The sequence below is a fragment of the Ensifer canadensis genome, assembly GCF_017488845.2.
GTDB classification, from domain to species: domain Bacteria; phylum Pseudomonadota; class Alphaproteobacteria; order Rhizobiales; family Rhizobiaceae; genus Ensifer; species Ensifer canadensis.
In genome coordinates this window covers 3,709,072-3,735,933 of record NZ_CP083370.1, presented here as the reverse complement: position 1 = coordinate 3,735,933, position 26,862 = coordinate 3,709,072, and the positions used below count along the sequence as shown (strand labels likewise).

General features: G+C 62.1%; 27 protein-coding genes. 16 read left to right on the top strand and 11 right to left on the bottom strand.

Translation table 11 applies throughout. The features are described from left to right. Nucleotides 1–45 precede the first annotated feature (45 nt). A complete protein-coding gene (locus J3R84_RS18045) occupies nucleotides 46–2,049 on the bottom strand; it encodes a hydantoinase/oxoprolinase N-terminal domain-containing protein (RefSeq protein ID WP_025425365.1) in 2,004 nt (667 codons plus the stop codon). Between the two features lie 144 nt (nucleotides 2,050–2,193). On the opposite strand from J3R84_RS18045, the gene J3R84_RS18040 reads away from it, so the two are divergent. Continuing rightward, entirely contained in the window at nucleotides 2,194–2,814 is a 621-nt protein-coding gene (locus tag J3R84_RS18040; RefSeq protein WP_203529146.1) for a hypothetical protein, read from the top strand. On the opposite strand, the gene J3R84_RS18035 is transcribed toward J3R84_RS18040, so the two are convergent. The 5 genes from J3R84_RS18035 to hslV all read right to left on the bottom strand — a co-directional run bounded on the left by J3R84_RS18035 (nucleotide 2,768) and on the right by hslV (nucleotide 7,768). After that, nucleotides 2,768–4,162: a cytochrome P450 gene (locus J3R84_RS18035; protein WP_025425363.1), complete on the bottom strand. Its 1,395-nt coding sequence runs from the start codon at nucleotides 4,160–4,162 to the stop codon at nucleotides 2,768–2,770. The genes J3R84_RS18040 and J3R84_RS18035 overlap by 47 nt on opposite strands. A gap of 74 nt (nucleotides 4,163–4,236) precedes the next feature. After that, entirely contained in the window at nucleotides 4,237–5,181 is a 945-nt protein-coding gene (locus J3R84_RS18030; RefSeq protein WP_025425362.1) for a DUF1402 family protein, read from the bottom strand. A 217-nt stretch (nucleotides 5,182–5,398) separates the two neighbouring features. After that, nucleotides 5,399–6,703, bottom strand: a complete 1,305-nt coding sequence (hslU, locus tag J3R84_RS18025; protein WP_025425361.1) for an ATP-dependent protease ATPase subunit HslU — start codon at nucleotides 6,701–6,703, stop codon at nucleotides 5,399–5,401. Next, nucleotides 6,700–7,221: a GNAT family N-acetyltransferase gene (locus J3R84_RS18020; protein WP_025425360.1), complete on the bottom strand. Its 522-nt coding sequence runs from the start codon at nucleotides 7,219–7,221 to the stop codon at nucleotides 6,700–6,702. Before J3R84_RS18020 ends, hslU begins: the two co-directional genes overlap by 4 nt. Then, entirely contained in the window at nucleotides 7,211–7,768 is a 558-nt protein-coding gene (gene hslV / locus J3R84_RS18015) for an ATP-dependent protease subunit HslV (RefSeq protein WP_025425359.1), read from the bottom strand. Before hslV ends, J3R84_RS18020 begins: the two co-directional genes overlap by 11 nt. Before the next feature lie 223 nt (nucleotides 7,769–7,991). On the opposite strand from hslV, the gene hisB reads away from it, so the two are divergent. The 7 genes from hisB to coaA are packed head-to-tail and all read left to right on the top strand — an operon-like array spanning nucleotide 7,992 to nucleotide 12,628. Beyond that, entirely contained in the window at nucleotides 7,992–8,600 is a 609-nt protein-coding gene (gene hisB / locus J3R84_RS18010; protein ID WP_025425358.1) for an imidazoleglycerol-phosphate dehydratase HisB, read from the top strand. Nucleotides 8,601–8,624: 24 nt separating this feature from the next. Continuing rightward, nucleotides 8,625–9,095: a DUF2628 domain-containing protein gene (locus tag J3R84_RS18005; RefSeq protein WP_025425357.1), complete on the top strand. Its 471-nt coding sequence runs from the start codon at nucleotides 8,625–8,627 to the stop codon at nucleotides 9,093–9,095. Further along, nucleotides 9,095–9,745: an imidazole glycerol phosphate synthase subunit HisH gene (gene hisH, locus J3R84_RS18000; protein ID WP_025425356.1), complete on the top strand. Its 651-nt coding sequence runs from the start codon at nucleotides 9,095–9,097 to the stop codon at nucleotides 9,743–9,745. Before J3R84_RS18005 ends, hisH begins: the two co-directional genes overlap by 1 nt. 31 nt (nucleotides 9,746–9,776) lie before the next feature. Beyond that, nucleotides 9,777–10,514, top strand: coding sequence for a 1-(5-phosphoribosyl)-5-[(5-phosphoribosylamino)methylideneamino]imidazole-4-carboxamide isomerase (gene hisA / locus J3R84_RS17995; protein ID WP_025425355.1), 738 nt, complete (start codon nucleotides 9,777–9,779; stop codon nucleotides 10,512–10,514). A 4-nt stretch (nucleotides 10,515–10,518) separates the two neighbouring features. Then, on the top strand, nucleotides 10,519–11,295 hold the full coding sequence (gene hisF, locus J3R84_RS17990) for an imidazole glycerol phosphate synthase subunit HisF (RefSeq protein ID WP_203529144.1): 777 nt from the start codon (nucleotides 10,519–10,521) through the stop codon (nucleotides 11,293–11,295). A gap of 17 nt (nucleotides 11,296–11,312) precedes the next feature. Next, nucleotides 11,313–11,636, top strand: coding sequence for a phosphoribosyl-ATP diphosphatase (locus J3R84_RS17985; RefSeq protein WP_025425353.1), 324 nt, complete (start codon nucleotides 11,313–11,315; stop codon nucleotides 11,634–11,636). Next, the gene (gene coaA / locus J3R84_RS17980) at nucleotides 11,633–12,628 is read left to right on the top strand and encodes a type I pantothenate kinase (RefSeq protein ID WP_025425352.1); all 996 of its coding nucleotides are present in this window, start codon (nucleotides 11,633–11,635) and stop codon (nucleotides 12,626–12,628) included. The genes J3R84_RS17985 and coaA overlap by 4 nt, the downstream gene beginning before the upstream one ends. A 99-nt stretch (nucleotides 12,629–12,727) precedes the next feature. Here coaA and J3R84_RS17975 read toward each other — a convergent pair whose 3' ends face one another. The 5 genes from J3R84_RS17975 to J3R84_RS17955 form a co-directional block, all read right to left on the bottom strand. Further along, nucleotides 12,728–13,339: an alpha-ketoglutarate-dependent dioxygenase AlkB gene (locus J3R84_RS17975; RefSeq protein WP_025425351.1), complete on the bottom strand. Its 612-nt coding sequence runs from the start codon at nucleotides 13,337–13,339 to the stop codon at nucleotides 12,728–12,730. Between the two features lie 10 nt (nucleotides 13,340–13,349). Continuing rightward, nucleotides 13,350–13,799 (bottom strand): hypothetical protein, encoded by a 450-nt coding sequence (locus J3R84_RS17970; protein ID WP_025425350.1) that lies wholly within the window; start codon nucleotides 13,797–13,799, stop codon nucleotides 13,350–13,352. Next, nucleotides 13,796–14,269, bottom strand: a complete 474-nt coding sequence (gene lysM, locus J3R84_RS17965; RefSeq protein WP_025425349.1) for a peptidoglycan-binding protein LysM — start codon at nucleotides 14,267–14,269, stop codon at nucleotides 13,796–13,798. Before lysM ends, J3R84_RS17970 begins: the two co-directional genes overlap by 4 nt. A gap of 93 nt (nucleotides 14,270–14,362) precedes the next feature. After that, nucleotides 14,363–14,797, bottom strand: coding sequence for an alternative ribosome rescue aminoacyl-tRNA hydrolase ArfB (gene arfB, locus J3R84_RS17960; protein ID WP_025425348.1), 435 nt, complete (start codon nucleotides 14,795–14,797; stop codon nucleotides 14,363–14,365). Between the two features lie 217 nt (nucleotides 14,798–15,014). After that, nucleotides 15,015–16,625, bottom strand: a complete 1,611-nt coding sequence (locus tag J3R84_RS17955) for a phosphoenolpyruvate carboxykinase (RefSeq protein ID WP_025425347.1) — start codon at nucleotides 16,623–16,625, stop codon at nucleotides 15,015–15,017. Between the two features lie 329 nt (nucleotides 16,626–16,954). Here J3R84_RS17955 and chvI point away from each other — a divergent pair, with 329 nt between their 5' ends. The 8 genes from chvI (at nucleotide 16,955) to tsaE (ending at nucleotide 26,860) form a co-directional block, all read left to right on the top strand. After that, complete coding sequence (gene chvI, locus J3R84_RS17950) at nucleotides 16,955–17,683, top strand: two-component system response regulator ChvI (protein WP_025425346.1); 729 nt, start codon at nucleotides 16,955–16,957, stop codon at nucleotides 17,681–17,683. A gap of 228 nt (nucleotides 17,684–17,911) precedes the next feature. Beyond that, nucleotides 17,912–19,693: a sensor histidine kinase gene (locus J3R84_RS17945; RefSeq protein ID WP_025425345.1), complete on the top strand. Its 1,782-nt coding sequence runs from the start codon at nucleotides 17,912–17,914 to the stop codon at nucleotides 19,691–19,693. A 29-nt stretch (nucleotides 19,694–19,722) separates the two neighbouring features. Beyond that, nucleotides 19,723–20,145 (top strand): HPr kinase/phosphorylase, encoded by a 423-nt coding sequence (locus J3R84_RS17940; RefSeq protein ID WP_051509138.1) that lies wholly within the window; start codon nucleotides 19,723–19,725, stop codon nucleotides 20,143–20,145. Between the two features lie 156 nt (nucleotides 20,146–20,301). Then, a complete protein-coding gene (locus J3R84_RS17935) occupies nucleotides 20,302–20,703 on the top strand; it encodes a PTS sugar transporter subunit IIA (protein WP_025425343.1) in 402 nt (133 codons plus the stop codon). Next, nucleotides 20,700–20,993 (top strand): HPr family phosphocarrier protein, encoded by a 294-nt coding sequence (locus J3R84_RS17930; protein WP_025425342.1) that lies wholly within the window; start codon nucleotides 20,700–20,702, stop codon nucleotides 20,991–20,993. Before J3R84_RS17935 ends, J3R84_RS17930 begins: the two co-directional genes overlap by 4 nt. Before the next feature lie 168 nt (nucleotides 20,994–21,161). Then, nucleotides 21,162–22,562, top strand: a complete 1,401-nt coding sequence (gene ahcY, locus J3R84_RS17925) for an adenosylhomocysteinase (RefSeq protein ID WP_025425341.1) — start codon at nucleotides 21,162–21,164, stop codon at nucleotides 22,560–22,562. A 306-nt stretch (nucleotides 22,563–22,868) separates the two neighbouring features. Then, nucleotides 22,869–25,349, top strand: a complete 2,481-nt coding sequence (locus J3R84_RS17920; RefSeq protein ID WP_025425340.1) for a sensor histidine kinase — start codon at nucleotides 22,869–22,871, stop codon at nucleotides 25,347–25,349. Next, entirely contained in the window at nucleotides 25,349–26,860 is a 1,512-nt protein-coding gene (tsaE, locus tag J3R84_RS17915) for a tRNA (adenosine(37)-N6)-threonylcarbamoyltransferase complex ATPase subunit type 1 TsaE (protein ID WP_025425339.1), read from the top strand. The genes J3R84_RS17920 and tsaE overlap by 1 nt, the downstream gene beginning before the upstream one ends. The last annotated feature ends 2 nt before the right edge of the window (nucleotides 26,861–26,862 follow it).

The window sequence follows — 26,862 nt, the reverse complement described above, 5'->3', positions numbered from 1 at the left end:
TCAATTCAGCAAGGATGCGAAGAATTATTTCCAAAATCGAAAAGATCAGCCATGGGCAATGCGCGGCCTGCCGCTCGCCGACGCGATGAAACGTGCCTCGACCAGCTTGCGGCTTCCTTCGACCTCGGGAGCGTCGATTTCTTCTCGCAGCATCGAAGCCGGCTCGTCGGCACCGTTGGTGCGTGCCGCCTCAAGCGCCATCGTCTCGGCGCGACGGCGGGCCGCTGAAAAGGCCTGGTCCTGATCGAGAAAACGCTCGCTCACCCCTGCTCCGTTGACGATGAAAATGCCCTCTTCCGGCGTGGTGACGAACACGGTGACGGTTGCCCGCACCTGGCCGACAACCGCACCGATGGCATTTGCGACATCGGCCTCATCAGGGATGGATGGCTCGGTGCCAAGCATGTCGGCAATAGCGGGATAATAGACCGGGGCCGAAGCCCCCAAACCGACGAGCGGGCGATCGAGACCGATCGAAAACCGCACGATACCAGGCGCGCGGGTCAGAGCACGATCGACTGCCTGCGAGACCGCCGGGTCGATGGCCCCTGCCCCGTCTTCGCCGAGACAGGCCTGCAGGATGACTTCGCACGATTGGCGCGTGACGCGATCGACGATCATCTCGGCCATCGCCTCGGCAGATGCAGCAATCGGCTGGCCGGAGCCGTCGCGGATGCGCGCTGCCAGTTCGATGCCGAGACGGGCAGCCTCGACGCTCCATTGCGACTGCCTGCCGAGCACATGCATTGCATCGGAGGGCGTCAGGCCGCAGATATGCACCAGGCCGCGTGCCACCAGCCGGTCCAGCGTTGCCCGCTGCGGCGTCGAGGTCAGCAGGTTTTCAAGCGAGATCGGCACTGTGCCGATGCGCTCGTAGAGCGCCTGCTCCTGTGGCTGCAGACCGCTCGCCAGATGGTCGGGTAGACCGGTGCGAACAGCCAGGCGGCCGTTGTTGCGGCCGGCATGTTGCGCCCGCAGTTGTTTTTCCAAAACGGACAGCACCGCATCGCCATGCAGCGCCGCCGCGAGGCTGAGCGGCATCAACCGCCTCGGCCCAAGGTCGATCTTCGCCTTCAGCCCACGATCATTGATGCGGACCTCCGAATCGCCGCCAAGGCCATAGGTGCGCATCGCCACCGCCTCGACCATGGTGCGGAAACCGCCGACCACCGCACCTTCGCCATCGAGCCGCGGACGACCGCGGTCAAGTACCGCGACATCCGTCGTCGTGCCGCCGATATCCGAGACCACGGCATTGTCGAGGCCGGTCAGGTGCCGCGCACCGACAAGGCTGGCGGCAGGGCCGGAAAGGATCGTCTCGATCGGCCGAAGTCTTGCCTCCTCGGCCGAGATCAAGGCGCCATCGCCGCGCACAACCATCATGGGCACATCGATGCCGCGGGACTTCAAAAAGCCCTCGCACGAGCCGATCAGGCGATCGATCATCGAGACGAGCCGGGCGTTCAGCAGTGTCGTCAGCGCCCGGCGCGGGCCGCCGAGCTTGGACGAAAGCTCATGGCTGCAGGTAACCGGCAGATGCGAGACTTCGCGGATGCGGTCGCGCACCCGCTTCTCGTGATCCGGATTGCGGACGGCAAAATAGCCGGCGATCGCAAAGGAGGAAACCTGATTGGCCAAGGTCGGCAGGGCCTCATCGAGCGCGGTCATGTCGAGCGGCGTCTCGCCGCCGTGAACGTTGTGACCGCCCGGCAGGAAGATCACCGGATCGGAGCCGAGCGCATCCTGCAGCCCGTCACGCTTGAGATCGTCTGGCCCGAAGCCGATCATCACCAGGCCGGCACGGCCGCCCTGGCCCTCGACGAGCGCGTTGGTCGCAAGCGTGGTCGACAGGGATACGAGGCCGATGGCGGAAGCCGGGACGCCGGCCTTCTCCAAGACGGATTCCACCGCGCCGGAAATCCCGACGGCCAGATCGTGGCGGGTCGTCAGCGCCTTTGCCTTGGCGACGACACCCGCCGTTTCGCTGAAGAGAACGGCGTCGGTGTAGGTTCCGCCGGTATCGATGCCGAGAAGAAAATGGGACGTCAATTCAAGCCAGTCCAGTGTTTCGGCCCGGGGTAGCGCCGGGTTCAATGGGGATCGATCCGGTGATATGACATATTGGAAGAGAAGGCCATCGTGTCGCGGACATTCGCAGTCAGCAGAGCGACACGATACGAACGGGGGTGCGGCATGACGTTTTCCAGAGCTTCGGCAGTCGCCGGCATTCTTGCGGCAGGTCTGCTCTTCGCCCAGCCGGGCGGCGCGCAGGACGCCGTGGAGGAGGAATACAAGCCGCAACTGCCCGACGTCTCGATCTACAAGGCGATGCTCGACGCCAACAAGCAGACCGGGTGGATCCAGTTTCGCAACTACGACGACCGGCAGCTGATCTATTTTACCGCGCTGCAGACGATGCATTGCCGGCTATCGGAAATCCGCTACTCGATCAACTCGGACGCTCTCGACAAGCGCTTCCCCTTGGCAAAATGCAATCCGCAGATCCCCTTCAACCTGCCCGCCGACGAAACGGCCGAGTATGTCTACATCTCGCTGCCCGCAAACGAGGCCAAGACATTGACGATCCAGGCGGTGTGGGACGACGGTGCCGGCAGCGAGATCGTCGTCTACAAGCCCTGCGACAATGTCGGGGATGCGACCTGCGCCGCGATCAAGACCATCAAGAAGCCATCGAGGCTGTTGCCGCAGCCGATGCCGGCGGATTCGCCGGTGCGTGGCGTGCAATCGGCTATTCCCGGCAAGACCTTCAGCGAGCCGAAACCCGCATCGGCAAGCCGCCCCGCGGTTGAGTAGTCAGCCTCTGCACCGGCCAGGGCCGGGTCTCGTCGGTGACGTCGAAACGGAACCGATGCATCAGGACGGCAAGCGCAATGACCGCCTCCTGCAGCGCGAAGGTCGCGCCGATGCAGATGCGCGGTCCGGCGCCGAAAGGCAGATACTGAAAACGATGCAGCTTCTCGCGGTTTTCCGGCAGGAAACGCTCGGGCATGAAGGCGCGCGGCCGGTCCCAGTAGAGCACGTGACGGTGCAACGTCCACGGCATCACCAGAACCGCGATGCCCTTGGGTATCCTGACGCGCTCGCCGGACGGTGACGTCCATTCGTCCTCCTCGATGGCGGCGCGATTGATCGACGGCGCCGGCGGGTAGAGACGCATCGCCTCCTCGAAGGCCGCCAGCACATGCGGCATCAGGTTCAGCCATTCGACCGGTTCGGCACCGCTCTTGAGCACGGTGTCGATCTCCGCCTCCATCGTCTCGCGGAAAGCCGGCGTGTTGGCGACGCAATAGAGCGTCCAGGCCAACGCCCGGGCAGTGGTCTCATGCCCGGCGCCGATGAAGGTGAGGATATTGTCCTCGATCTCTTGCGTCGAAAGGCCGTTTGCGCCCTCCGTCTGCAGCAGCAATGTGAGGAAATCGTTGGGCGTGCCTGCTGGGTCCGTCGCCATGCGCTGGCGCCTCATCGCCATCGTTTCCGAGACGATCGACCGGAACCGGTTCATGACCTTCTTGCCGCCGATGCGGGTCAATCGCGGCAGCCATTCCGGCGCCAGCAGGATATCCATCGGATCGACGCGCCCCATGCGGTGCAGAAGCTCTTCGACACTCTGGACGAAGCCCTCCCTTTCGACGGCGACCTCACCGGAAAACAGCGTTTCCGCCAGGATATCGAAGGTCAGTTCGGTCATGTCGCTGGCGACATTGGTGGTGAACGGCTTCACCTTCGCGTGCGCGTAGCGTTCGACGAACTCTTCCGACCGGCGCAGCATCTGCCCGGCGAATCCCTTGGCGTGGCGCGGGGTAAAAACCGGCGCAATGGCCTTGCGCGACCGTTTCCAGATCTCGCCTTCGGCCGTCAGAAGACCGTCACGCAGGATCGGGCGGAGGATCAGCCGCCGAACCTTCGACATCTCATAGTTGCTGACGTTTTCGACGAGGATATAGCGGATGAGGCCGGGATCGTTGACGATCAGGGTGCGCTGCGTGATGAACTTGGTCTCGATCCACGGCAGCGTGTAGGACGGCTCGCCCCAGAGTTCGAGCGGATTGCGCAGAACAGTCTTGATGATCTTCAGGTAGGACGGCACGCCGACCCGAGGAATGGGAGCCGGTGGTTCGAAGGGCTCCGGACGCATGTCCATGGTGATAGGCCTTTCTCGATTGCGCCAGGATTTCAGGTTTTTACGGCGCAATCAAGGAAAGTGCTTCACATGAATCACAACAGGCCTTCGAGCTCCACGAGCTTGTCGTTCACCAGCCAGCCGTAATAGTTTTCTTCGGGCCACTGGGTCTCGCCGCCCTGGTTCCTGGCGGCAAGGGCTGCTGCGCGTTGGTCCGGATTGCCGACATTGTAAAGCGTGGCGGTGACGCCGGGATTGCCTGAAATATCGACGCCGGCGATCGACTTGTAGACGTCGATCGAGTGGCGGATCGAGGCGGCCATATAGGCGAGCGAGACATCAGGATCCATGATCGCCTCGTAGACCCCGGCGGCGTTGTTCTCGTCGAGCCGTTCGTAGCCCGACGTCTTCGAGACGATATCGGTCAGCATCAGGGCGGTCAGCGGATTGATCTGCCCGAGGCCAAAGGTCTGGCCGGCAAAGAACGGCTGGAAGAAAACGGCGCTGAAACGGTTGTTCGGGAAGGACTTGCCGTCGACGGACTTGCCGCGGAATTCGCTGTCCCAGACCCGCTCGCGGCAGCTCCACAGCGAATAGGAGCTCTTCTTTCCGGTGCAGTCGGCAAATTGCGGGCGGGCGACGAACTCAGCCACCGTCTCGCCGTCATAGCCGAACTGGAAGCTGTTGCCGGCATAGGCTGCAGCCTTGACGTAGTAGGACTGCAGCCGATCGTAGGCATCGACATTGTAGGTATGTTCGCCGACGATGGCGCCGATCATGTGGATCGGTGCGATGCCATAGGCGCGCGACGTCGACTTGATCTTGCTGATCAGCTGCCGGTCATTGGCGAGCAGATCCCGCACCTTCTCGAATTTGGCATCGAAGGACGTGCGGCCGGCCTTGGTGCGGCGAACGGATGCGCCCGGGATGCCGGGTTGTTCGACGTTCCGGTTGCCCGGCGGAACAACATTGGCCGCCATCGTCTGGCCTGCGGTCAGGCAAAACGTGGCAATAGCGAGCATGCAGGCGGTAAAACGCACGATCTCTTCTTCCTATGAACGGTGGAGACGCCCTATCCGGCGGTGCGGCTCCTACGACAGGATCGTGTCGGAAAGATGCCTCCGGCCACGATCGATTGCGGTTTCCGTGTTAGAAAAAATGAAGGCGCCTGTCGAGAGACAGGCGCCTTGCATCTTCACGGTTGCCTGACGGCAAAGGATTGCCGCCACCTCCGCGTTACAGGATGCAACGCGTGCGTCACAGGATGTAACGCGACAGGTCGGTGTTGGCGGCGAGATCGCCGACGTGCTTGCGCACATATTCGGCATCGATCGTGATAGCCTGGCCAGCGCTATCCGGCGCATTGAACGAGATTTCATCCAGCACGCGCTCCATCACCGTCTGCAGCCGGCGGGCGCCGATGTTCTCGACGCTCGAGTTGAGCTGGACTGCCACGTCGGCAAGCGCATCGATGGCATCGTCGGTGAAGTCGAGTTTCACTTCTTCCGTCTCAAGCAGAGCCTTGTACTGACGGATGAGGCTCGCCTCGGTCTCCGTCAGGATGCGGCGGAAGTCTTCCTTGGTCAGGGCACGCAGCTCGACGCGGATCGGCAGGCGGCCCTGCAGTTCGGGCAGAAGATCGGAAGGCTTCGACACATGGAAGGCGCCCGAGGCGATGAAGAGAATGTGATCGGTCTTTACCGGTCCATACTTGGTCGCAACCGTCGTGCCTTCCACCAGCGGCAGCAGATCGCGCTGAACGCCTTCGCGCGATACGCCGGCACCCATGCCGCCTTCACGCGATGCGATCTTGTCGATCTCGTCGAGGAAGACGATGCCGTCGTCCTCGACCGCCCTCATCGCCTCGCGCTGGATCTGCTCGTTGTCGAGCAGCTTGTCGGACTCGTCGTTGACGAGCACCTCATAGGAAGCCTTGACCGTCGTCTTGACCTTCTTGGTGCGTGCGCCCATCGCCTTGCCGAACATTTCCGACAGGTTGAGTACACCGATATTGGCGCCCGGCATGCCCGGAATTTCGAAGCCGCCCGGCGCGCCGGTCTCGGCGATATCGACCTCGATCTCCTTGTCGTCCAGTTCGTTGGCGCGCAGCTTCTTGCGGAAGGAATCGCGCGTTGCCGGCGAGGCCGTGGCGCCGACCAGCGCGTCAAGCACCCGCTCCTCGGCATTCTGGTGCGCCCTTGCCTTGACCTCCGCCCGGCGCTTTTCGCGCACGAGACCGATGCCGACCTCGACGAGGTCGCGGATGATCTGTTCGACATCGCGGCCGACATAGCCGACTTCGGTGAACTTGGTCGCCTCGACCTTGACGAAGGGTGCACCGGCAAGCTTTGCCAGACGGCGGGAGATTTCCGTCTTGCCGACACCGGTCGGCCCGATCATCAGAATATTCTTCGGCATGACCTCGTCACGCAACTCGTCGCCGAGCTGCTGGCGCCGCCAGCGGTTGCGCAGCGCAATCGCCACCGCGCGCTTGGCGTCGTTCTGGCCGATGATGAACCGGTCGAGTTCCGACACGATTTCCCTAGGTGAAAAAGTACTCATGTATTCCTCTCAAACTCGGTCCGCGTCAGCTCCATCAGGAGTGTGCGGCCGGACGCATCTATCCATTCGCCAAAGGGCACGAAGCCAGCTTTCGCATAGGCCCTCACGGCCCTTCTGTTGCCCGCATCGGGGTCGATCACGATCCGTGGTGCGCCGGCGGCAAAAAGCGTCTGCGCAAAGGCCCTCAAGGCCAGCGACGCCACGCCTTTTCCGGTCATCTCCGGCGGGCCGATGAAGATATCGACGCCGGGGACATCGCCGGGCAGATCCTTCGCCCACGGCTCTTCGTCATATTCGGACGGTGTCCAGGACTGGATGTAGCCGGCGGGCTCGCCGGCTACATGGAAGATGAAGCCATCCACTTCGCCCGTGGCGCAGCCGTCGCGGATCAACACGACTTCCTTGTCCGGATCACCCCACCATTGCCGCACATGCGGCTCGCTCAACCAGGCATGCAGCATCGGCAGGTGGTCATCGGCCACCCGTTCGAAGCTGACATGAACCTGGTCAGTTGCCATCCAGCGTCTCCACCACGATATTGTGGTTGGTATAGACGCAGATGTCGCCTGCGATCTCGAGCGCCCGGCGGGCGATTTCTTCGGCCGACTTGTCGCTGTCCATCAGGGCGCGGGCCGCGGCAAAGGCATAGTTGCCGCCCGAGCCGATGGCGATCGTTCCATGTTCCGGCTCCAGCACGTCGCCATTGCCGGTAATCGCCAGCGTGATCGACTTGTCGGCGACCAGCATCATCGCTTCGAGATTGCGCAAATACTTGTTGGTGCGCCAATCCTTGGCGAGTTCCACTGCCGCGCGCATCAACTGGTCGGGATATTGCTCCAGCTTGGCTTCGAGCCGCTCCAGAAGCGTGAAGGCATCGGCCGTCGCCCCGGCAAAGCCGGCGATAACGTCGCCCTTGGCGAGACGCCGTACCTTGCGGGCATTGCTCTTCATCACCGTCTGGCCAAGGCTGACCTGGCCGTCGCCGGCCATCACCACCTTGCCGTCCTTGCGCACCGTGATGATGGTGGTCGCATGCATCGTTCCGTAGGGATTGTGTTCACTCATTGAAGATACCTGTCGGCCCCAGAACCAGGGGCGTTGGGGGCTCGAACGAGCCTGGTTGCTTGGAGCCTATGTAAGTGCGCCTTACGCGATTGCAAATCCCGGTGAGCCACGCAGTTGACCGTAAATCGGGCGCCTGCCCGAATCGTTCGAATCTCAGCCGCGGTTCTGGATATTTTCCGCCTCCCCTGATAAGGAGCGGCTCCAGCGCATACAGGAGAGCCTGATGGCAGAAGCCACGTCCAGCCGCACCGGCCAAGTTTCGCGAAAGACGAATGAAACGGCCGTGTCCGTATCCGTCAATATCGATGGAACCGGAACGTCGAAGATTGCGACCGGAGTCGGCTTCTTCGACCACATGCTGGACCAGCTTTCCCGACATTCGCTGATCGACATGGACATCAAGACCGATGGCGACCTCCATGTCGACGATCACCACACTGTCGAAGACACTGGCATTGCCATCGGCCAGGCCATTGCCAAGGCGCTTGGCGACCGGCGCGGCATTACCCGCTACGCCTCGCTCGACCTTGCCATGGACGAGACGATGACGCGCGCGGCGGTGGATGTGTCCGGCCGGCCGTTCCTTGTCTGGAACGTCGCCTTTACCTCACCGAAGATCGGCACGTTCGACACCGAACTGGTGCGCGAATTCTTCCAGGCGCTCGCCCAGAATGCCGGGATCACGCTGCATATCCAAAATATCTACGGCGCCAACAACCATCATATCGCCGAGACCTGCTTCAAGTCCGTCGCCCGCGTGCTTCGCACGGCAACCGAAATCGACCCGCGCCAGGCCGGACGCGTTCCCTCGACCAAGGGTACGCTTGCCTGAGCGGTCATTATCTGGCTGATGACCATGGCCTCTTACATGATCCTGACCCCGCCGGGCGCCCGCGCCGACGATGACCGAGCGCGTTTCGTCGCCGACGGCTTCTCGTGGGGCGCCTTTCTGTTTCCGGCGCTCTGGCTTTTCGCCAAGCGCATGTGGCTCTTCGGAATCGCAGTTGCTGTTCTGCAGATTTTGTTAATCTCTCTGTCGGTGATCGGTGGCGGCCTCCTGGCAGCGCTGCTGTTGCATCTGGCGCTCGGCCTCATGGTCTCGCTGGAAGGCCCTGTTTTCATCGCCCGCCGCCTGATCGCCCGCAACTGGACGGTGCGCTCGATCGTGCCGGCGCGCGATCTTGAGACCGCCGAGGAAATCTACTTCGCAAACGTGGCCCCGGCCGACCGAAAGGCAGCGGAGCGGCCATCTGTCGACTGGCCGAGACAGGCGCCGGCAAACACCGGCCCGGGTCTTGGGCTTTTTGAATCCTACGGAGAACGCTGATGCGCGTCGCCATTATCGACTATGGATCGGGCAATCTGCGCTCGGCAACGAAGGCTTTCGAACGGGCAGCGCGGGAAGCCGGCATCGACGCAGAGATCGACCTGACGGACAGGCCCGAGCGGGTGGCGACCGCCGACCGCATCGTCCTGCCGGGCGTGGGCGCCTATGCCGATTGCCGTCGCGGCCTTACGGCCGTCGACGGCATGGAGCAGGCACTGACCGAGGTCGTCGAAGAGGCCGGTCGCCCGTTTCTCGGCATCTGCGTCGGCATGCAGCTGATGTCGTCGCGCGGCCTGGAAAAGACCACGACCCACGGCTTCGGCTGGATCCCCGGCGACGTCGTAGAAATGAGGCCGGCGGATCCGTCGCTGAAAATCCCACAGATCGGCTGGAACACGCTGCGGCTTGCCCGCACGCACCCGCTGTTTGACGGCATCCGCACCGGCGACGACGGCCTGCACGCCTATTTCGTGCACTCCTACCATCTGGCCGCGGAAAATGCCGGCGATGTTGTGGCCGAGGCGGATTACGGCGGCGCCGTCACCGCCTTCGTCGCCAATGGCAACAAGGCCGGCTCGCAGTTCCATCCGGAAAAGAGCCAGGCGCTTGGCCTTGCCCTCATCTCGAATTTCCTGCGTTGGAAGCCCTGAAGGCTCCGGCGACCTCTGATCGGATAGATACATGATCCTTTTTCCCGCTATCGACCTGAAAGACGGGCAATGCGTGCGCCTGAAGCTCGGCGACATGGAGCAGGCAACGGTCTACAACCCGGATCCGGGCGCCCAGGCGCGCGCCTTCGAGGAGCAGGGTTTCGAGTGGTTGCATGTGGTCGACCTCAACGGTGCCTTTGCCGGCGAGACCGTTAATGGTGCTGCCGTCGACGCGATCCTCAAGTCGACCAAGAACCCGGTCCAACTCGGCGGCGGCATCCGTACGCTTGACCATATCGACAACTGGCTGTCGCGCGGGCTTGCCCGCGTCATCCTCGGCACCGTCGCGGTGCGCGACCCGGCACTGGTGATCGAAGCCTGCCGAAAATTCCCGGGCAAGGTCGCCGTCGGCATCGACGCTAAGGGCGGCAAGGTTGCGGTCGAGGGCTGGGCCGAGGCGTCGGAACTCGGCGTCATCGAGCTTGCGAAGAAATTCGAGGGTGCCGGCGTATCGGCGATCATCTACACCGACATCGATCGCGACGGCATTCTCACGGGCATCAACTGGCCTTCGACGCTGGAGCTTGCCGATGCGGTTTCGATCCCGGTGATCGCTTCGGGCGGTCTCGCTTCGATGGATGATATCCGGCGAATGATCGCCCCGGATGCGGCAAAACTTGAAGGCGCGATCTCCGGCCGTGCGCTCTATGATGGCCGCATCGACCCGCAGGAAGCCCTGGCGCTGATCCGCGCCACGAGAAAGGCATGAGCCGATGACCCTCAAAGCCCGCGTTATCCCCTGCCTCGACGTCAAGGACGGTCGGGTCGTCAAAGGGGTCAACTTCGTCGACCTGATCGATGCCGGCGACCCGGTGGAGGCAGCCCGCGCCTATGATGCGGCCGGAGCGGACGAGCTCTGCTTCCTCGACATCACCGCCTCGTCGGACAACCGCGAAACCATCTTCGATGTGGTGGCGCGCACGGCCGAGCAGTGTTTCATGCCACTGACCGTCGGCGGTGGCGTGCGTCAGGTGGCCGATATCCGCAAGCTGCTTTTGGCAGGCGCCGACAAGGTGTCGATCAACACGGCGGCGGTGAAGAACCCGGATCTCGTCGCCGAAGCCGCCGACAAGTTCGGCAACCAGTGCATCGTCGTTGCGATCGACGCCAAGAAAGTCTCGAAGGACGGCGAAGAGAACCGCTGGGAAATCTTCACCCATGGCGGCCGCCAGACGACGGGCATCGATGCAGTGGACTTTGCCCGGCGCGTCGTCGATCTCGGTGCCGGCGAAATCCTTTTGACCTCGATGGATCGTGACGGAACGAAGAGCGGCTACGATATCGCGCTCACCCGGGCGGTTGCCGATGCGGTGCGTGCGCCGGTCATTGCGTCCGGAGGCGTCGGCACGCTCGACCATATGGTTGCCGGCATCCGCGACGGCCATGCGACGGCGGTTCTGGCCGCTTCGATCTTCCACTTCGGCACCTATAGCATTGGCGAAACCAAGCGCTATATGGCCGAACATGGCATCGCCATGCGTCTCGATTGAGTTTCAGGGTTTCGTTCATGAGTGATTTCTCCCTTTCCGACCTCGAGACCATCGTCGCCGCGCGCGCCAAAGCGTCACCGGACGAATCCTGGACGGCGAAACTGGTCGCAAGCGGCCAGCAGAAAGCGGCCAAGAAGCTGGGCGAGGAAGCGGTCGAAACCGTGATCGCAGCGATCCGCAACGACCGCCAGAATCTCGTCGATGAGAGCGCCGATCTGCTCTATCATCTCATGGTCGTATTGAAAATTGCAGACATTCCGTTGCAGGATGTGCTCGACGAACTTGCACGGCGGACAAGCCAATCCGGTCTGCAGGAAAAGGCTAATCGGCAGGATCCATGACCCTAGCTGCGCAAGACATCGAAACGGTCGATCTCCCGGACAATCTCCAGAACCGGGACTATTCGCCCTATCATCTGTTTTCTGCCGAAGAGTGGTCCCGCTTTCGCGCGGACACGCCCCTGACGTTGACGGCAGACGAAGTGCAGCGTCTGCGCTCGCTGAACGACCCGGTGGACCTCGGCGAGGTCAGGCAGATTTACCTGTCGCTGTCGCGGCTTCTGTCCGCGCATGTGGAATCGTCCCAGCTTTTGTTCGAGCAGCGCAAGCGCTTCCTCAGCATGTCCGGCGAGACGAAGACGCCCTTCGTCATCGGCATTGCCGGATCGGTCGCCGTCGGCAAGTCGACGGCCGCACGTATCCTTGCCCAGCTCCTGTCGCGCTGGCCGTCGAGCCCGAAGGTCGATCTGGTGACGACGGACGGCTTCCTCTATCCGAACGCCGTCCTGCAGCGCGAAAACATGATGGATCGCAAGGGCTTCCCGGAAAGCTACGACCTCGGCGCGCTGCTGCGGTTCCTCTCGGCGATCAAGGCCGGCCAGCCCAATGTCAAGGCACCGAGCTATTCGCACATGACCTATGACGTGCTGCCGGACCAGTACACGGTCATCGACCGGCCCGACATTCTGATCTTCGAAGGCATCAACGTCCTGCAATCGCGCAACCTGCCCGCCGACGGCAAGATCGTGCCGATGGTCTCGGACTTCTTCGACTTCTCGATCTACATCGACGCCGAGGAGAGCCTGATCCACAGCTGGTATGTCAGCCGCTTCATGCGCCTCAGGGAAACGGCCTTCAAGAATCCGGAATCCTACTTCCACCGCTATGCGACCATCAGCGAGGATGCGGCGCGCGCGATCGCCGAAGGACTTTGGCACAACATCAACCTGAAGAACCTGCACCAGAACATTCTGCCGACGCGGCCGCGCGCCGACCTCATCCTGCAGAAAGGCCCCAACCACCTCACCGAGAAGGTGGCGCTGCGCAAGCTTTGAGCGTGCAACATGCGTGCGACCCGAGAATACGCAGCGATGGCTTCGCGGAAAATGTGGGCGTGACGCGAAGGCTGCCGCTCTATTTTGACGCGACATGCCTTAGGGGTTCACCCGGCGCAGCGTCAGATTGAGTCGGCCACCGTTCTTGAGCAGCGTCGATGTGTTCGGATAGATCCGGTCGACGCCGTGGAAGGCCAGACGCCCCTCGCCGCCGAGCACGACGATATCGCCGCTTTCGAGCCTGAAGGATATGGTCTGGCTGCCGCGCTCTCTGCCGCCGACCCGAAACAGGCAGCTATCGCCAAGGGAAATCGAGACGACTGATGTTTCCAGATCGCGCTCGTCCCTGTCTTGGTGCAGACCCATGCGGGCCTCGTCGGAATAGAAATTCACCAGGCATGCTTCCGGCCGTTTGTCGCTGGCCGAAACCGCATTCCAGATTTCAAGGAGAACATCCGGCATCGGCGGCCACGGCCTGCCCGTCCCCGGATGCTGCGGCTGATAACGGTAGCCCTTCTCGCGGTCGGTCACCCAGCCGAGCGGGCCGCAATTGGTCATGCGCACCGACATCGGCTTACCGGTCTTCGGCATCGCCGGCACGAACAGCGGCGCTTCGTGCACCACGCCCCTGATCGCTTCAACGATCTGCTCCTGACGGGCCCGGTCGAGAAAGCCAGGGATGTGTTTTATTCCTTTCGGGAGAACCTGCATGAGGTTGCCCTCACTCCTCAAGCCCGAGCAGTTTTGCCGGGACGCCGTAGCGCTCAGACCAGCCGGCATAGGCGACATCCGTCGGACCAACGACGTGATCCACCAGATTCCATCGACCGCCCTGGAAGCTGACGAGCGCGAACACCGTCAAGCCATCCATCATGTCGGCCTCGTCGCGAAACCCGGTCTGCGCGAGATCGATGCTGCCGCCGCCCGGACGTTGCGGCTCGACCTGGACGAAGGCCCAGTTCGGCGCCGCTCGCATCGTCGTGACGACGAATTCAACCGAACCGCGCATCTCCGCCTCGACGGCAGGCCGCAAGGCATCAAGGATCGCTGCACGCTCCGAACTACCCTTAGCCGGCTCACGCAGCGATTGCGCGGTGCCGGCGGAGGCAAGTCCAAGACTTGCGACCACCAGAACGACGCTCGAAAATGCACGCATCGACAAGGCTGTCACGCGGCATCCAGATCCGGAATGCGCAGCACCTGACCGGGGTAAATTTTGTCGGGATGGGTCAGCATCGGTTTGTTTGCCTCGAAGATGACCGTGTGCTTGGCGCCCTTGCCCTTGCCGTACTGCGCCTCGGCGATCTTCCAGAGGTTGTCGCCCTTCTTGACGGTATAGAAGACGGGGGCCTTGGCGGGCGCGGGCGCTGCACCGGCATCCGCCACCTTCAGCTCAGACGCTTCGACCGAAGACACGCCGAGCGTGTTGCCGACGGCGACGACCGCCTTCTCGAACGCCGTCTGATCCTTGACGACACCCTTCAGCACCACCTTGTCGTTGACGACTTCGACCTGGACGTCCTTGGTGCCGAGATCGTGCGAAGCGAGTTCCTTCTGGACGCTGTCGGCATCAGGCGCATCGTCGTCACCGCCAATGCCCAACTTCTTGCCGGCGTTCTTGATAAAACTGAAAAGGCCCATGGATTTCTCCTTCTGCAAAAGTTCCTGCGCGATAAGAGAGGGCGCTTGGCGACAAAAGACAAGGGACAGCCGAAAAGAATCCGCAACCGCAAGTCACTCGCCAGTCGGGCGGCCGCGCAACTTCTTGGTCTCGCCGCGACCGGTTTTTTCCTTCAGTCGGCGCTCGATCGAGCCGCGTGTCGGCTTGGTCTTCCTGCGCGGTGGCGGCGGCGGCTCCGCGGCCTTCAGGATCATCTCCTTCAGCCGTTCACGGGCATCCTCGCGGTTGCGCTCCTGGCTGCGAAAGCGACTGGCCTCGATCATCAACACGCCGTCTTTCGAGGCGCGGCGACCGGCGAGCTTCAGGGTGTTGGCCTTGATGCGATCGGTGAGCGCGGGCGAGGCCTGGACATTGAAGAACAACTGAACGGCCGTCGACACCTTGTTGACGTTCTGTCCACCCGGCCCGCCAGCCAGCACGAATTGCTCGCTGAGTTCCCACCCGGCGATAACGATCTGTTCGTTGATGTATAAAGGGTCGCTGGCCATGATCGCTCCTGGCGCTTTCTACTGCATAATTCCTAAAACCGGAATCGATTTACGGAGAAAATTATGCAGCAGATCTCGAGCCTTACAGCGTCCTTTGCGCGTCACATTTGACGCGTGCGCTGCAGCGCACAGAGCGAACCGCTTGAAAACAAGCAACCACAAAAAGTGAAACCCGGCCATTGAGGCCGGGTTTCACGTGAATCATAGCCAGCAATGCTTATTCGGCGGCAATCTTCGTGCCGGGAGCTGCATCGCGGACGCTGCCATCGACATGGTCTTCGAACTTGGCGAAGTTGGCGACGAACATATCGACGAGGCGACGGGCCTGAGCGTCATAGGCGTTACCATCAGCCCAGGTCGAGCGCGGATCAAGAATGCCGTCGTCGACGCCCGGTACCGAAACCGGCACGGCGAAGCCGAAGTTCGCGTCAGTGCGCAGTTCGCTAGCGTTCAGCGAACCGTCGAGGGCTGCCGCGAGCAGGGCGCGGGTCACCTTGATCGGCATGCGGCTGCCGGCGCCATAGGCACCGCCGGTCCAGCCGGTGTTGACCAGCCAGCAGGTGACGCCGTTGTTGGCGATCAGATCCTTCAGCAGGTTGCCGTATTCCGACGGGTGACGCGGCATGAACGGCGCGCCGAAGCAGGTCGAGAACGTTGCTTCCGGCTCGGTGACGCCCTTCTCGGTGCCTGCGACCTTGGCGGTGTAGCCAGACAGGAAGTGATACATCGCCTGTTCCGGCGTCAGCTTGGCGATCGGCGGCATCACGCCGAAGGCATCGGCGGTCAGCATGATGATCGTGCGCGGCTGCGGCGCGGTACCGGTTTCGCTGGCATTCGGGATGAAATCGAGCGGATAGGCGCAGCGGGTGTTTTCGGTCAGCGAACCGTCGTCGAAATCGGGAACCCGGCGTTCGTCGAGAACGACGTTCTCCATGACGGTGCCGAAGCGGCGGGTCGTCGCGAAGATTTCCGGCTCGGCCGCTTCGGAGAGACGGATGGCCTTGGCATAGCAACCGCCTTCGAAATTGAAGACGCCCTGCTCTCCCCAGCCATGCTCATCGTCACCGATCAGCGTGCGGGTCGGATCGGCCGAAAGCGTGGTCTTGCCGGTGCCCGACAGGCCGAAGAAGATGGCGGTATCGCCTTCAGGGCCGACATTGGCCGAGCAGTGCATCGGCATGACGCCCTTCTTCGGCAGCAGGTAGTTCAGAACGGTAAATACCGACTTCTTCATCTCGCCGGCATAGGACGTACCGCCGATGAGAATGAGACCGTTGGTCAGATCGCAGGCAATGACCGTTTCCGTGCGGCAGCCGTGCCGCTCGGGATCAGCCTTGAAGCTCGGCAGGTCGATGATCGTCAGCTTCGGCAGGAAGGAAGCCAGCGCACCACGCTCCGGACGGATCAGCAGGTTGCGAATGAACAGCGAATGCCAGGCAAATTCCGTGACGACGCGGGTCGGCAGGGCATTGTCCTTGTCGGCGCCGCCAACGAGATCCTGGACATAGAGCGACATGCCCTTGGCATGATCAAGCATATCCTGGCGCAGCACGGCGAAATGCTCCGGCGACAGCGGCTTGTTGTTGTCCCACCAGATCTGATCGTCGGTGGACGCATCACGAACGACGAACTTGTCCTTCGGGGAGCGGCCAGTGTGCTGACCGGTGCGCGCAACGATCGCGCCGTGCGCCGTCAGCTGAGCCTCGCCGCGGCGAATGGCTTCTTCATAAAGCTCTGGGGCTTCGAGGTTGTAGCGGACCACATCGAGATCCGTAAAGCCGAGTTTTTCCAAGCCGTTCGCTGCATTGCGAGTGCCGAGTTGCTCCATGGTCAAGCTTCCTTCGTGTTTGGCCATTGGCGTTAAATCTGGCCGGAACATACTTGCATGCTCGCTCAAAAACAAGGCGACGTCAAAAAAAGAATAATGATTTCAGTATATTAATCGATTTAAAGAAAATTATCGTTTTTTTAATCGGTTGAATCCGAGTTCCCTGCGCCATATCTGCCTCTGGGCGACGGAGTGTACGCTTGAGCGCATTTTGGGCTTCGCCACAATTTGTTCCACCTTTATACTCAAGTAACGCACCCGTGACTCGCGGTTGCCGCAGATTCGGAGACGAAACCGGCGATCGGCCTCAAATGACGGAGTTGAACACGATGCAGACCATCGCGCTTGTCGATGATGACCGGAATATCCTGACGTCCGTATCCATCGCGCTTGAAGCTGAAGGCTACAAGGTCGAGACCTATACCGACGGCGCCTCGGCGCTCGAAGGCCTGTTGGCCCGACCGCCGCAGCTTGCGATCTTCGACATCAAGATGCCGCGCATGGACGGCATGGAGCTGTTGCGGCGCCTGCGTCAGAAGTCGGATTTGCCGGTGATCTTCCTGACCTCCAAGGACGAGGAAATCGACGAGCTCTTCGGCCTGAAGATGGGTGCGGACGATTTCATCACCAAGCCGTTCTCCCAGCGCCTGCTGGTCGAGCGCGTCAAGGCGATCCTGCGCCGGGCGGCCAACCGCGAAGCGGCTGCAGCCGGCGGCACCGCCGGAACACCCAAGACTTCCGACACGCCCTCGCGCTCGCTCGAGCGTGGGCAGCTGGCCATGGACCAGGAGCGCCACACCTGCACCTGGAAGAACGAGCCGGTCACGCTTACGGTGACCGAGTTTCTCATTCTTCACTCCCTCGCCCAGCGCCCGGGCGTGGTGAAGAGCCGCGACGCGCTGATGGACGCCGCCTATGACGAGCAGGTCTATGTCGACGACCGCACCATCGACAGCCACATCAAACGGCTGCGCAAGAAGTTCAAGATGGTCGACAATGACTTCGACATGATCGAGACGCTTTACGGCGTCGGCTACCGCTTCCGCGAGATGGCCTGAAGCGACGCGGGGTCTCAGCACTTGCCATCGCGTCGTTTGTGGAGCATTCAGAACCGACGCGATGGCGGCAGGCTTTGACCCGCCTCTTGGCTTGGCCGGTGGCATCGGATCCACGAGACCGAAGACCAGAAAGAACATCCGCGGATCTGCGAAACCCGACATCCGGGTGACGCCTGGTCGCAATCAGAAGATACGGCGGGGATACTCCCGCTGCGGGAGCGGAAAGACTTGGTGGAAGTCTTGCAAGGCGATGTCGATGAACTTGACGGACGGACATCGGCGAAAGGCCGGCGCTGGGCCTATTCGTTCACGCTGATTCGCCGCCTGTTCGGCAACGCCGTCTTTTCGAGCCTGACGCGACGGATCGTCTTCTTCAATCTCGTTGCGCTCGTGGTTCTGGTCGGCGGGATCATGTATCTCAACCAGTTTCGCGAAGGGCTGATCGACGCCCGCGTCGAAAGCCTGCTGACCCAGGGCGAAATCATCGCCGGCGCCATTTCGGCTTCCGCCTCCGTCGACACCAATTCGATCACCATCGATCCTGAAAAACTGCTGGAGCTGCAGGCCGGCCAGAGCATCACGCCGCTGCCGAGCGACGAAGACCTCGATTTCCCCATCATCCAGGAACGGGTGGCTCCGGTGCTCAGGCGGCTGATCTCGCCGACCCGCACCCGCGCGCGCCTGTTCGACGCCGATGCGGATCTGCTGCTCGATTCGCGCCACCTTTATAGCGGCGGCCAGGTGCTGCGCTTCGACCTGCCGCCCGTCGATCCCGAAGCCACCGGTATCGAGGAAAAGTTCGGAAGCTGGATCAACCGCCTGCTGCAGTCGGGCGACCTGCCGCTCTACAAGGAGCCGCCGGGCGGCAACGGATCGATCTATCCGGAAGTGATGAACGCGCTGACCGGCGTGCGTGGTGCGGTGCGCCGCGTGACCGAAAAGGGCGAGCTCATCGTCTCGGTCGCCGTGCCAGTGCAGCGGTCCCGCGCCGTTCTCGGCGTGCTGCTCTTGTCCACCCAGGCCGGCGATATCGACAAGATCGTGCATGCCGAACGCCTCGCCATCATCCGCGTGTTCGGGGTAGCCGCCCTCGTCAACGTCATTCTGTCGCTGCTCTTGTCGTCGACGATCGCCAATCCGTTGCGGCGCCTTTCGGCCGCCGCCATCCGGGTGCGTCGCGGCGGTGCCAAGGAGCGCGAGGAAATTCCTGATTTCTCGTCGCGCCAGGACGAGATCGGCAATCTCTCCGTCGCGTTGCGCGAGATGACGACCGCACTCTACGACAGAATCGCGGCGATCGAGAATTTCGCCGCCGACGTCAGCCATGAGTTGAAGAATCCGCTGACGTCGCTGCGCAGCGCAGTCGAAACGCTTCCGCTCGCCCGCACCGACGAATCGAAGAAGCGGCTGATGGACGTCATCCAGCATGACGTTCGTCGCCTCGACCGCCTGATCAGCGATATCTCCGACGCCTCGCGTCTTGACGCCGAGCTTGCGCGTAGCGACGCCAAGGTGATCGACCTCGAAAAACTGCTGGGCGACCTCGTCGATATCTCGCGCCAGATCCGCAGCAAGAAGAAGCCGGTGCTGCTCGATTTCGTCATCGACCGCAAGGACAGCCCCAAGGCGCGCTTCGCCATCAACGGCTACGAACTGCGCATCGGCCAGATCATCACCAATCTGATCGAAAACGCCCGCTCCTTCGTACCCGAACAGGGCGGCCGCATCGTCGTGCGCCTGACGCGCTCCCGGTCGCGCTGCCTCGTCTATATCGAGGACAATGGTCCCGGCATCCAGGCAGAAGACATCGACCGGATCTTCGAACGCTTCTATACCGACAGGCCGGAAGGCGAAGACTTCGGCCAGAACTCCGGTCTTGGCCTGTCCATCTCCCGGCAGATTGCCGAAGCGCACGGCGGCACGCTGAAGGCCGAGAACATCATGGGTCCGGATCGGCGGATCGTCGGCGCCCGCTTCGTGCTTTCCCTGCCCGCCGAGCCGCACGCGTGACGCCGCGGCACAACATTCACGGCACGGCAATGGTTCTCGGCACGACCGGCTTTCTGGTAACCGGACCTTCCGGCATCGGCAAATCGCGGCTGGCGCTCGCCTGTATTTCGGCGGCACAGCAGATGGGACACTTTGCGGCACTGGTCGCCGACGATCGTGTCGACCTGTCAATGGAGCAGGGCCGAATAATCGCCCGTTGCCCCGCGTCGATCGAAGGCCTGATAGAGATCCGCGGCGCCGGCATTGCCAGGCTCGAGACGGTGCATGCAGCGGTAATGGATTGGGCAATCCTGCCCGTCAACGCGCCATTCGATCCGCGCATGCCGCCGGAAAACGAGGAACTTCCCCTACCCGGCGGTGGCAGCCTGCCAATTGTTCGCGTCCCCATTGAAAACGGCGTACACGTGCTTGCTGTTCTGCGTGTGCTGCTACCCGAAAAATTAGGATTTTAGCTATAGTTGCAGGCAACTGGGCTGGTTTTTCGGCATTTTTGGCTTGCACTTCGCCTTTTCCTTGCCAAGATGGCCGCCCCAACAGGTGGACGAAATTGCTGCATTGCGATATCTGACCATCAGTGAATTGCGCGTGCAGTCGGAGAAAAGATACCCATGATCGGACTTGTGCTTGTCACCCATGGCAAGCTGGCTGAGGAATTCCGGCACGCGCTCGAGCATGTTGTCGGTCCGCAAAAAGCTATCGAGACCGTTTGCATCGGCCCCGAGGACGACATGGATCAGCGTCGGCAGGATATCCTCGACGCCGTGACCAATGTCGACGAGGGCCACGGTGTCATCATTCTCACCGATATGTTCGGCGGCACGCCTTCCAATCTTGCCATCTCGGTCATGCGCAGCGGCACGGTCGAAGTCATCGCCGGCGTCAACCTGCCGATGCTGATCAAGCTGGCCGGCGTGCGTGGCGAAAGCGACATGGACAAGGCCCTGCTGGAGGCTTCCGAGGCGGGACGCAAATACATCAACGTCGCCAGCCGCGTCCTGAGTGGAAAATGATGGACCATCGCACCGACATGTTGCTGACGCGCGAGCTCCTCATCGTCAACAAACGCGGCCTCCACGCCCGCGCTTCGGCGAAGTTCGTACAAACGGTCGAGGCCTACGATGCCGAAATCACGGTGTCGAAGGACGGCAGCACCGTCGGGGGCACCTCGATCATGGGCCTGATGATGCTGGCCGCCAGCACCGGCTCAAGCGTTTGCGTCACCGCCAGCGGTGCGCAGGCCGAAGAAGCGCTGAATGCGCTCGACGCGCTTGTGCGCGACAAGTTCGGCGAAGAAATGTGACCGACAATATAAAGATATAAAGACTTCTTTATATCGAGGTTGCCCTGCCCCAGGATTCCTGATAGATCGATCGCACTCTCACCGCGATGACATGCGCGGGAGGCATAGTCGTGCCGCCGGATGGCCAGAGGGCCAGAGCGGCTTGAAGAGATCAGCCTGGAGAATTTCATGACCACCACTCAGGATTACATCGTCGCCGACATCGGTCTTGCCGATTTCGGACGCAAGGAAATCACGATCGCCGAAACCGAGATGCCGGGCCTGATCGCCTGCCGCGAAGAGTTCGGCGCCTCCAAGCCGCTGAAGGGCGCGCGGATCACCGGTTCGCTGCACATGACCATCCAGACGGCCGTGCTGATCGAGACGCTCGCGGCTCTCGGCGCTGACATCCGTTGGGCCTCGTGCAACATCTTCTCGACCCAGGACCACGCAGCCGCAGCAATTGCTGCCAGCGGCATCCCGGTCTTCGCCGTCAAGGGCGAAACGCTTGAAGAATACTGGACCTACACCGACAAGATCTTCCAGTGGACCGACGGCGGCGTCTCCAACATGATCCTGGACGACGGTGGCGACGCGACCATGTACATCCTGCTCGGCGCCCGCGCCGAAGCCGGCGAGGACGTTCTCTCCAACCCGGGTTCGGAAGAAGAAGAGATCCTGTTCGCGCAGATCAAGAAGCGCCTCCAGGCTTCGCCGGGCTGGTTCACCAAGCAGCGTGACGCCATCAAGGGCGTGACCGAGGAAACGACGACAGGCGTCAACCGTCTGTACCAGCTCCAGGCCAAGGGCCTGCTGCCCTTCCCGGCAATCAACGTCAACGATTCCGTCACCAAGTCGAAGTTCGACAACAAGTACGGCTGCAAGGAATCGCTGGTTGACGGCATCCGCCGCGGCACCGACGTGATGATGGCCGGCAAGGTTGCCGTTGTCTGCGGCTACGGCGACGTCGGCAAGGGCTCGGCTGCTTCGCTCAGCGGCGCTGGCGCCCGCGTAAAGGTCACGGAAGTCGACCCGATCTGCGCCCTGCAGGCAGCCATGGACGGTTTCGAAGTCGTCCAGCTCGAAGATGTTGTTTCGTCTGCCGACATCTTCATCACCACGACCGGCAACAAGGACGTCATCCGCATGGACCACATGCGCGAGATGAAGGACATGGCGATCGTCGGCAACATCGGCCACTTCGACAACGAAATTCAGGTCTCCGCGCTGCGTAACCTGAAGTGGACGAACATCAAGCCGCAGGTCGACATGATCGAGTTCCCGAAGGGCAACCGCATGATCCTTCTGTCGGAAGGTCGCCTGCTCAACCTCGGCAACGCCACCGGTCACCCGTCCTTCGTGATGTCCGCTTCGTTCTCCAACCAGGTGCTGGCTCAGATCGAGCTTTTCACCAAGGGTGAGAACTACAAGAACGAAGTCTACGTTCTGCCGAAGGCGCTCGACGAGAAGGTTGCCCGCCTGCACCTGAACAAGCTGGGCGCGAAGCTCTCCGAGCTGTCGCGCGAACAGGCCGACTATATCGGCGTCGGCCAGCAGGGTCCGTTCAAGCCGGAACACTACCGGTACTAATCGTTACCCGGGCAATCCACAACATGTTGTGGCCGCGTTCTTGACAAGAGAGCGCGGCCTCTTTTTTGGGCAGCTCCCTTCCCGGCGATTCGTCAACGAAGTATGCTCTAACCCATTGATTCGTGATGCCGGTGCGGACCTTCGGGCATTGCGAGTGGGATGTCTTGTCGGCAAGCGGCAAACAGACGGAGACAGACCGGGGATGCAATCAGAACTGACGCGAACCCTTCAACCGGGTATCGCCGGAACTGCGCATGGCACTACAGGGCCGGCAGCACCCTTCGGGCAGACGGGGACGGCAGCGCCATGACAACAGCACAACAAACCTCATCGGGCGGTCGCCGCAAAGGTCCGGTATATCTCCGCCGCCTGATTTCTTGCACGGCGCTTTTCGCTGCGACCGATGCGGTCGCCCAGGTCTCGGCGCAGAAGGCGAATATCTTCGGTTCGTCGGAGGTCATCACCTTCTCCGTCCTCATCGGCGTCATTTCCGCGGCGATGATCTCGGCAATCTGGCTGATCCGCCAGCGCGGCAATATCGAGGCTGAAAACCGCGAGCTGCGATCCGACCTTTCGGACGCCAATCAGCGCCTCTCGCGCTTCCAGGCGCTCATTGCCGACAAGAACCGCCGCATCGTCATCTGGGATGGGCTTGCCGAGCGGGCCGAGTTGCTCGGCCAGTTGCCGGCAGAAACCGGCGCGCCTGCAGACGATCGCGAGTTCCTGGCCTTTGGGCGCTGGATTAAGGCGAATTCCGCCAGCGAGCTCGAAAAGGCGATCGACGCCTTGCGCACGCAGGCACGCAGCTTCGATCTGGTGCTCGAAACGACGCGCAACGAAGTCCTGGAGGCACAAGGCCGCGTTTCCGGCGGACGCGCTTTTGTGCGCTTCATCGCACTTAACAACATGCGGGCTGAACTGGCTGAACTGAAGCTCGAACGCGATCGCCTCAACAACTCGCTGACGTCCTTCCGCACCCTGCTCGACGCGATCGACCTGCCGGTCTGGCAGCGCGGCACCGATGGAGCGCTGAGCTGGGTCAACGAGGCCTATGCCGACGCCGTGGAAGCCCCCAACGTCGCTGCAGCCATCGCCGAGGGCCGTGAACTGCTGGCGACCGTGGCACGCGAAAAAATACGCGCCGTCTCGACCTTCGACACGCCATTCCGAGACAAGCTGTCGACCGTGGTCAAGGGCAACCGCACATTCTTCGACGTCGTCGACGCACGCAGCCCGGCCGGAACGACCGGCATTGCCATCGACGTCTCCGGCGTCGAGGCTGTGCGGGAAGAACTCAATCGCACGCTCAAGAGCCACGCGGAAACGCTTGACCATCTCGCAACGCCGGTCGCAATCTTCGACGGCAATCAGCGCCTACAATTCTACAACCAGGCCTTCCAGCGCCTCTGGAACCTGGACATGGGCTTCCTCGAGCGCAAGCCGGACAATGGCGAAGTGCTCGACCGTCTGCGCTCGGGCGGACAGCTGCCCGAACAGCTCAACTGGAAACAGTGGAAGGCGAACGCGCTCTCCGTCTACCAGGCGCTCGATACGCAATCCGACCTCTGGCACCTGCCGAACGGCCAGACGCTACGGGTATTCGCAACGGCACGGCCGCAAGGCGGCGTCACGTGGGTATTCGAGAACCTAACCGAGAAGGTCGATCTGGAAACCCGCTACAACACGCTGGTCCAGGTCCAGGGCGAAACGATCGACCATCTGGCCGAAGGCGTTGCGGTGTTCGGTCCCGATGGCCGCATCCGGCTTTCCAACCCGGCCTTTCGCGCGACCTGGGGCATCAACGAGACCGAGGCGAAGCCAGGCACGCATATCCGCGCGATCGAGCAGGCCTGCCTCATGTCCTACGACCAGCCGGACGGCTGGAAGCGGTTCTCCCATATCATCACCAGTTTCGACGACGAACGGCCCTCGAGTCGAGGCATTCTTGAACTTCGAACCGGGCTGATCCTCGACTACGCCGTCATTCCGCTGCCAAACGCCCAGACGATGCTGACCTTCGTCAACATCACCGACAGCGTGCGGGTCGAACGGGCACTGACCGAGAAGAACGATGCGCTGCGCAAGGCGGATGCGCTGAAGAACGACTTCGTTCATCACGTGTCCTACGAGCTGCGCTCGCCGCTTACCAACATCATCGGTTTTGCCGATTTGCTGAAGACGCCTGCCTTTGGTGACCTCAACGATCGGCAGGCGGAATATGTCGATCACATCGCCACGTCCTCGTCGCTGCTTTTGACCATCGTCAACGACATTCTCGATCTTGCGACCGTCGACGCCGGCATCGTCGAGCTCGACATGTCGGAAATCAATCTTACCGACTTCCTCGACGACATCGCCCATCAGATGGCTGACCGACTGGTCGAGGGCGGCGTCACACTGCGCGTTGCGGCACCCGACAACCTCGGACGCATGGTCGCCGACCAGCAGCGGCTGAAGCAGATTTTCGTCAAGCTGCTCACCAACGCCGCCAACTTTGCTCCTGACGGTAGTGTCATCGAGCTTTCGTGCCGGCGCGACGGTGGAGACTTCGTCTTTTCCGTTTCGGACAGCGGACCGGGCATTCCCCAGGACGTGCTCGATACGGTGTTCAACCGCTTCGAAAGCCACGGTCAGCGCGGCGGCGCCGGCCTTGGCCTGTCGATCGTCGAGAGCTTCGTCAGCCTTCACCACGGCACCGTGTCGATCCGCAGCCGTGAGGGCGAAGGCACCGAGGTCAGCTGCCGTATCCCTTCGGCAGAGGTCCCGAAGATCGTCGCGGCGGAATAATGAAGCCGATCGAACGCTTCCTGAAGGACGAGGCAGCCACGATCCAGCTTGGCGAAGACCTGGCTCTGGCGCTGAAAGTCGGCGACTGCCTGGCTCTCTCGGGTGATCTTGGGGCCGGAAAGTCGACCTTGGCACGCGCCTTCCTGCGCGCCGTCGCCGATGACGACGGGCTGGAAGTCCCGAGCCCGACATTTACGCTGGTGCAGAGCTACGACCTGCGCATTCCCGTGGCGCATTTCGATCTCTATCGGCTGGCAGATGCCAGCGAACTCGATGAGCTGGGCTTCGACGAGGCGCTGTCTCTGGGCGTCTGCCTGGTCGAATGGCCGGAGAGGGCCGACGGGGCGTTGCCTTCCGACAGGATCGTGCTGCAGATCACCCATGAGGCGGCCGGACGAACCGCCAGCATCGCCGGCCCCGAAGATGCCCTGCAGCGCATTACCCGCTCGCTGGCGATCCGCGATTTCCTCGCAGGTAACGGATTTGCGGACGCGCGCCGACGTCACCTGAGCGGCGATGCCTCGGTGCGAGCATACGAACGGGTCGACGGCCGAGACGGCCTTCCGAGCCGGATCCTGATGGATGCCGCGCGGCATAAGCCCGGTCCGATCCTCCAGGATGGCAGGTACTACCAGCAACTCGCGCATATCGCCGAAGATGTGATCCCCTTCGTCGCCATCGACGAGCTCCTCAGAGAACGGGGCTTTGCAGCACCTGTGATCTACGCACGCGATCTCGACCAGGGAATTCTGCTGATCGAGGACCTCGGCTCCGAAGGAGTACTCGACGAGGCCGGGAAGCCGATCGAGGCACGCTACGTCGAAAGCGCGCGCTTGCTCGCCCGACTTCACGCCACCCCGGCAAGGCGTGACATCGCGCTCTCCGGCGGCGTAGAGCACCATATCCCTGATTTCGACCGGAGGGCGATGAAGATAGAGACCCGGCTGCTCACCGACTGGTACCTGCCGTGGAAACGCGGCGAGCCGGCGACGGAACAGGAAAAGCAGGAATACGCGGCGATCTGGGACGACCTCATCGACCTCATCGCGACGTCGGAGAAGAACCTGCTCCTGCGCGACTTTCACTCGCCGAACATCATCTGGCGTCCCGAGCACGAGGGTCTCCAGCGTGTCGGCCTGATCGACTTCCAGGATGCGATGATTGGCCCGACGGCCTATGACGTGGCGTCACTGGTGCAGGACGCTCGGGTGACGATCGAACCGGCACTGGCAAGCCGCATGATGGATGCCTATCTCGGCGACCGCCGCGCTGCCGGTTCGTTCGACGAGGCCCTGTTCCTTCGCGACTGGCATCTGATGTCGGCGCAGCGCAACTGCAAGCTCGTCGGCATCTGGGTGCGGCTGATGCAGCGCGACGGCAAACCCGGCTATATGAAGCATATGCCGCGCACTTTCGCCTATCTCGAAGTCGCTCTCATGCACGAAGCGCTGAAACCCTTGCGCGACTGGTGTATGAAGACGGGAATCATCGTGCCCGAATCAGCGAACTGACA

Coding starts and splice junctions, on each gene's coding strand:
- J3R84_RS18005 (WP_025425357.1), top strand. CDS start 8,625: ATGGCCTCTTACATGATCCTGACCCCGCCGGGCGCCCGCGCCGACGAT.
- J3R84_RS18020 (WP_025425360.1), bottom strand. CDS start 7,221: ATGGCAACTGACCAGGTTCATGTCAGCTTCGAACGGGTGGCCGATGAC.
- hisF (WP_203529144.1), top strand. CDS start 10,519: ATGACCCTCAAAGCCCGCGTTATCCCCTGCCTCGACGTCAAGGACGGT.
- tsaE (WP_025425339.1), top strand. CDS start 25,349: ATGAAGCCGATCGAACGCTTCCTGAAGGACGAGGCAGCCACGATCCAG.
- J3R84_RS17940 (WP_051509138.1), top strand. CDS start 19,723: ATGGTTCTCGGCACGACCGGCTTTCTGGTAACCGGACCTTCCGGCATC.
- J3R84_RS17930 (WP_025425342.1), top strand. CDS start 20,700: ATGATGGACCATCGCACCGACATGTTGCTGACGCGCGAGCTCCTCATC.
- J3R84_RS17935 (WP_025425343.1), top strand. CDS start 20,302: ATGATCGGACTTGTGCTTGTCACCCATGGCAAGCTGGCTGAGGAATTC.
- chvI (WP_025425346.1), top strand. CDS start 16,955: ATGCAGACCATCGCGCTTGTCGATGATGACCGGAATATCCTGACGTCC.
- hslU (WP_025425361.1), bottom strand. CDS start 6,703: ATGAGTACTTTTTCACCTAGGGAAATCGTGTCGGAACTCGACCGGTTC.
- J3R84_RS18035 (WP_025425363.1), bottom strand. CDS start 4,162: ATGGACATGCGTCCGGAGCCCTTCGAACCACCGGCTCCCATTCCTCGG.
- J3R84_RS18040 (WP_203529146.1), top strand. CDS start 2,194: ATGACGTTTTCCAGAGCTTCGGCAGTCGCCGGCATTCTTGCGGCAGGT.
- coaA (WP_025425352.1), top strand. CDS start 11,633: ATGACCCTAGCTGCGCAAGACATCGAAACGGTCGATCTCCCGGACAAT.
- lysM (WP_025425349.1), bottom strand. CDS start 14,269: ATGGGCCTTTTCAGTTTTATCAAGAACGCCGGCAAGAAGTTGGGCATT.
- ahcY (WP_025425341.1), top strand. CDS start 21,162: ATGACCACCACTCAGGATTACATCGTCGCCGACATCGGTCTTGCCGAT.
- hisH (WP_025425356.1), top strand. CDS start 9,095: ATGCGCGTCGCCATTATCGACTATGGATCGGGCAATCTGCGCTCGGCA.
- hslV (WP_025425359.1), bottom strand. CDS start 7,768: ATGAGTGAACACAATCCCTACGGAACGATGCATGCGACCACCATCATC.
- hisB (WP_025425358.1), top strand. CDS start 7,992: ATGGCAGAAGCCACGTCCAGCCGCACCGGCCAAGTTTCGCGAAAGACG.
- J3R84_RS17920 (WP_025425340.1), top strand. CDS start 22,869: ATGACAACAGCACAACAAACCTCATCGGGCGGTCGCCGCAAAGGTCCG.
- J3R84_RS17975 (WP_025425351.1), bottom strand. CDS start 13,339: ATGCAGGTTCTCCCGAAAGGAATAAAACACATCCCTGGCTTTCTCGAC.
- hisA (WP_025425355.1), top strand. CDS start 9,777: ATGATCCTTTTTCCCGCTATCGACCTGAAAGACGGGCAATGCGTGCGC.
- arfB (WP_025425348.1), bottom strand. CDS start 14,797: ATGGCCAGCGACCCTTTATACATCAACGAACAGATCGTTATCGCCGGG.
- J3R84_RS17985 (WP_025425353.1), top strand. CDS start 11,313: ATGAGTGATTTCTCCCTTTCCGACCTCGAGACCATCGTCGCCGCGCGC.
- J3R84_RS17955 (WP_025425347.1), bottom strand. CDS start 16,625: ATGGAGCAACTCGGCACTCGCAATGCAGCGAACGGCTTGGAAAAACTC.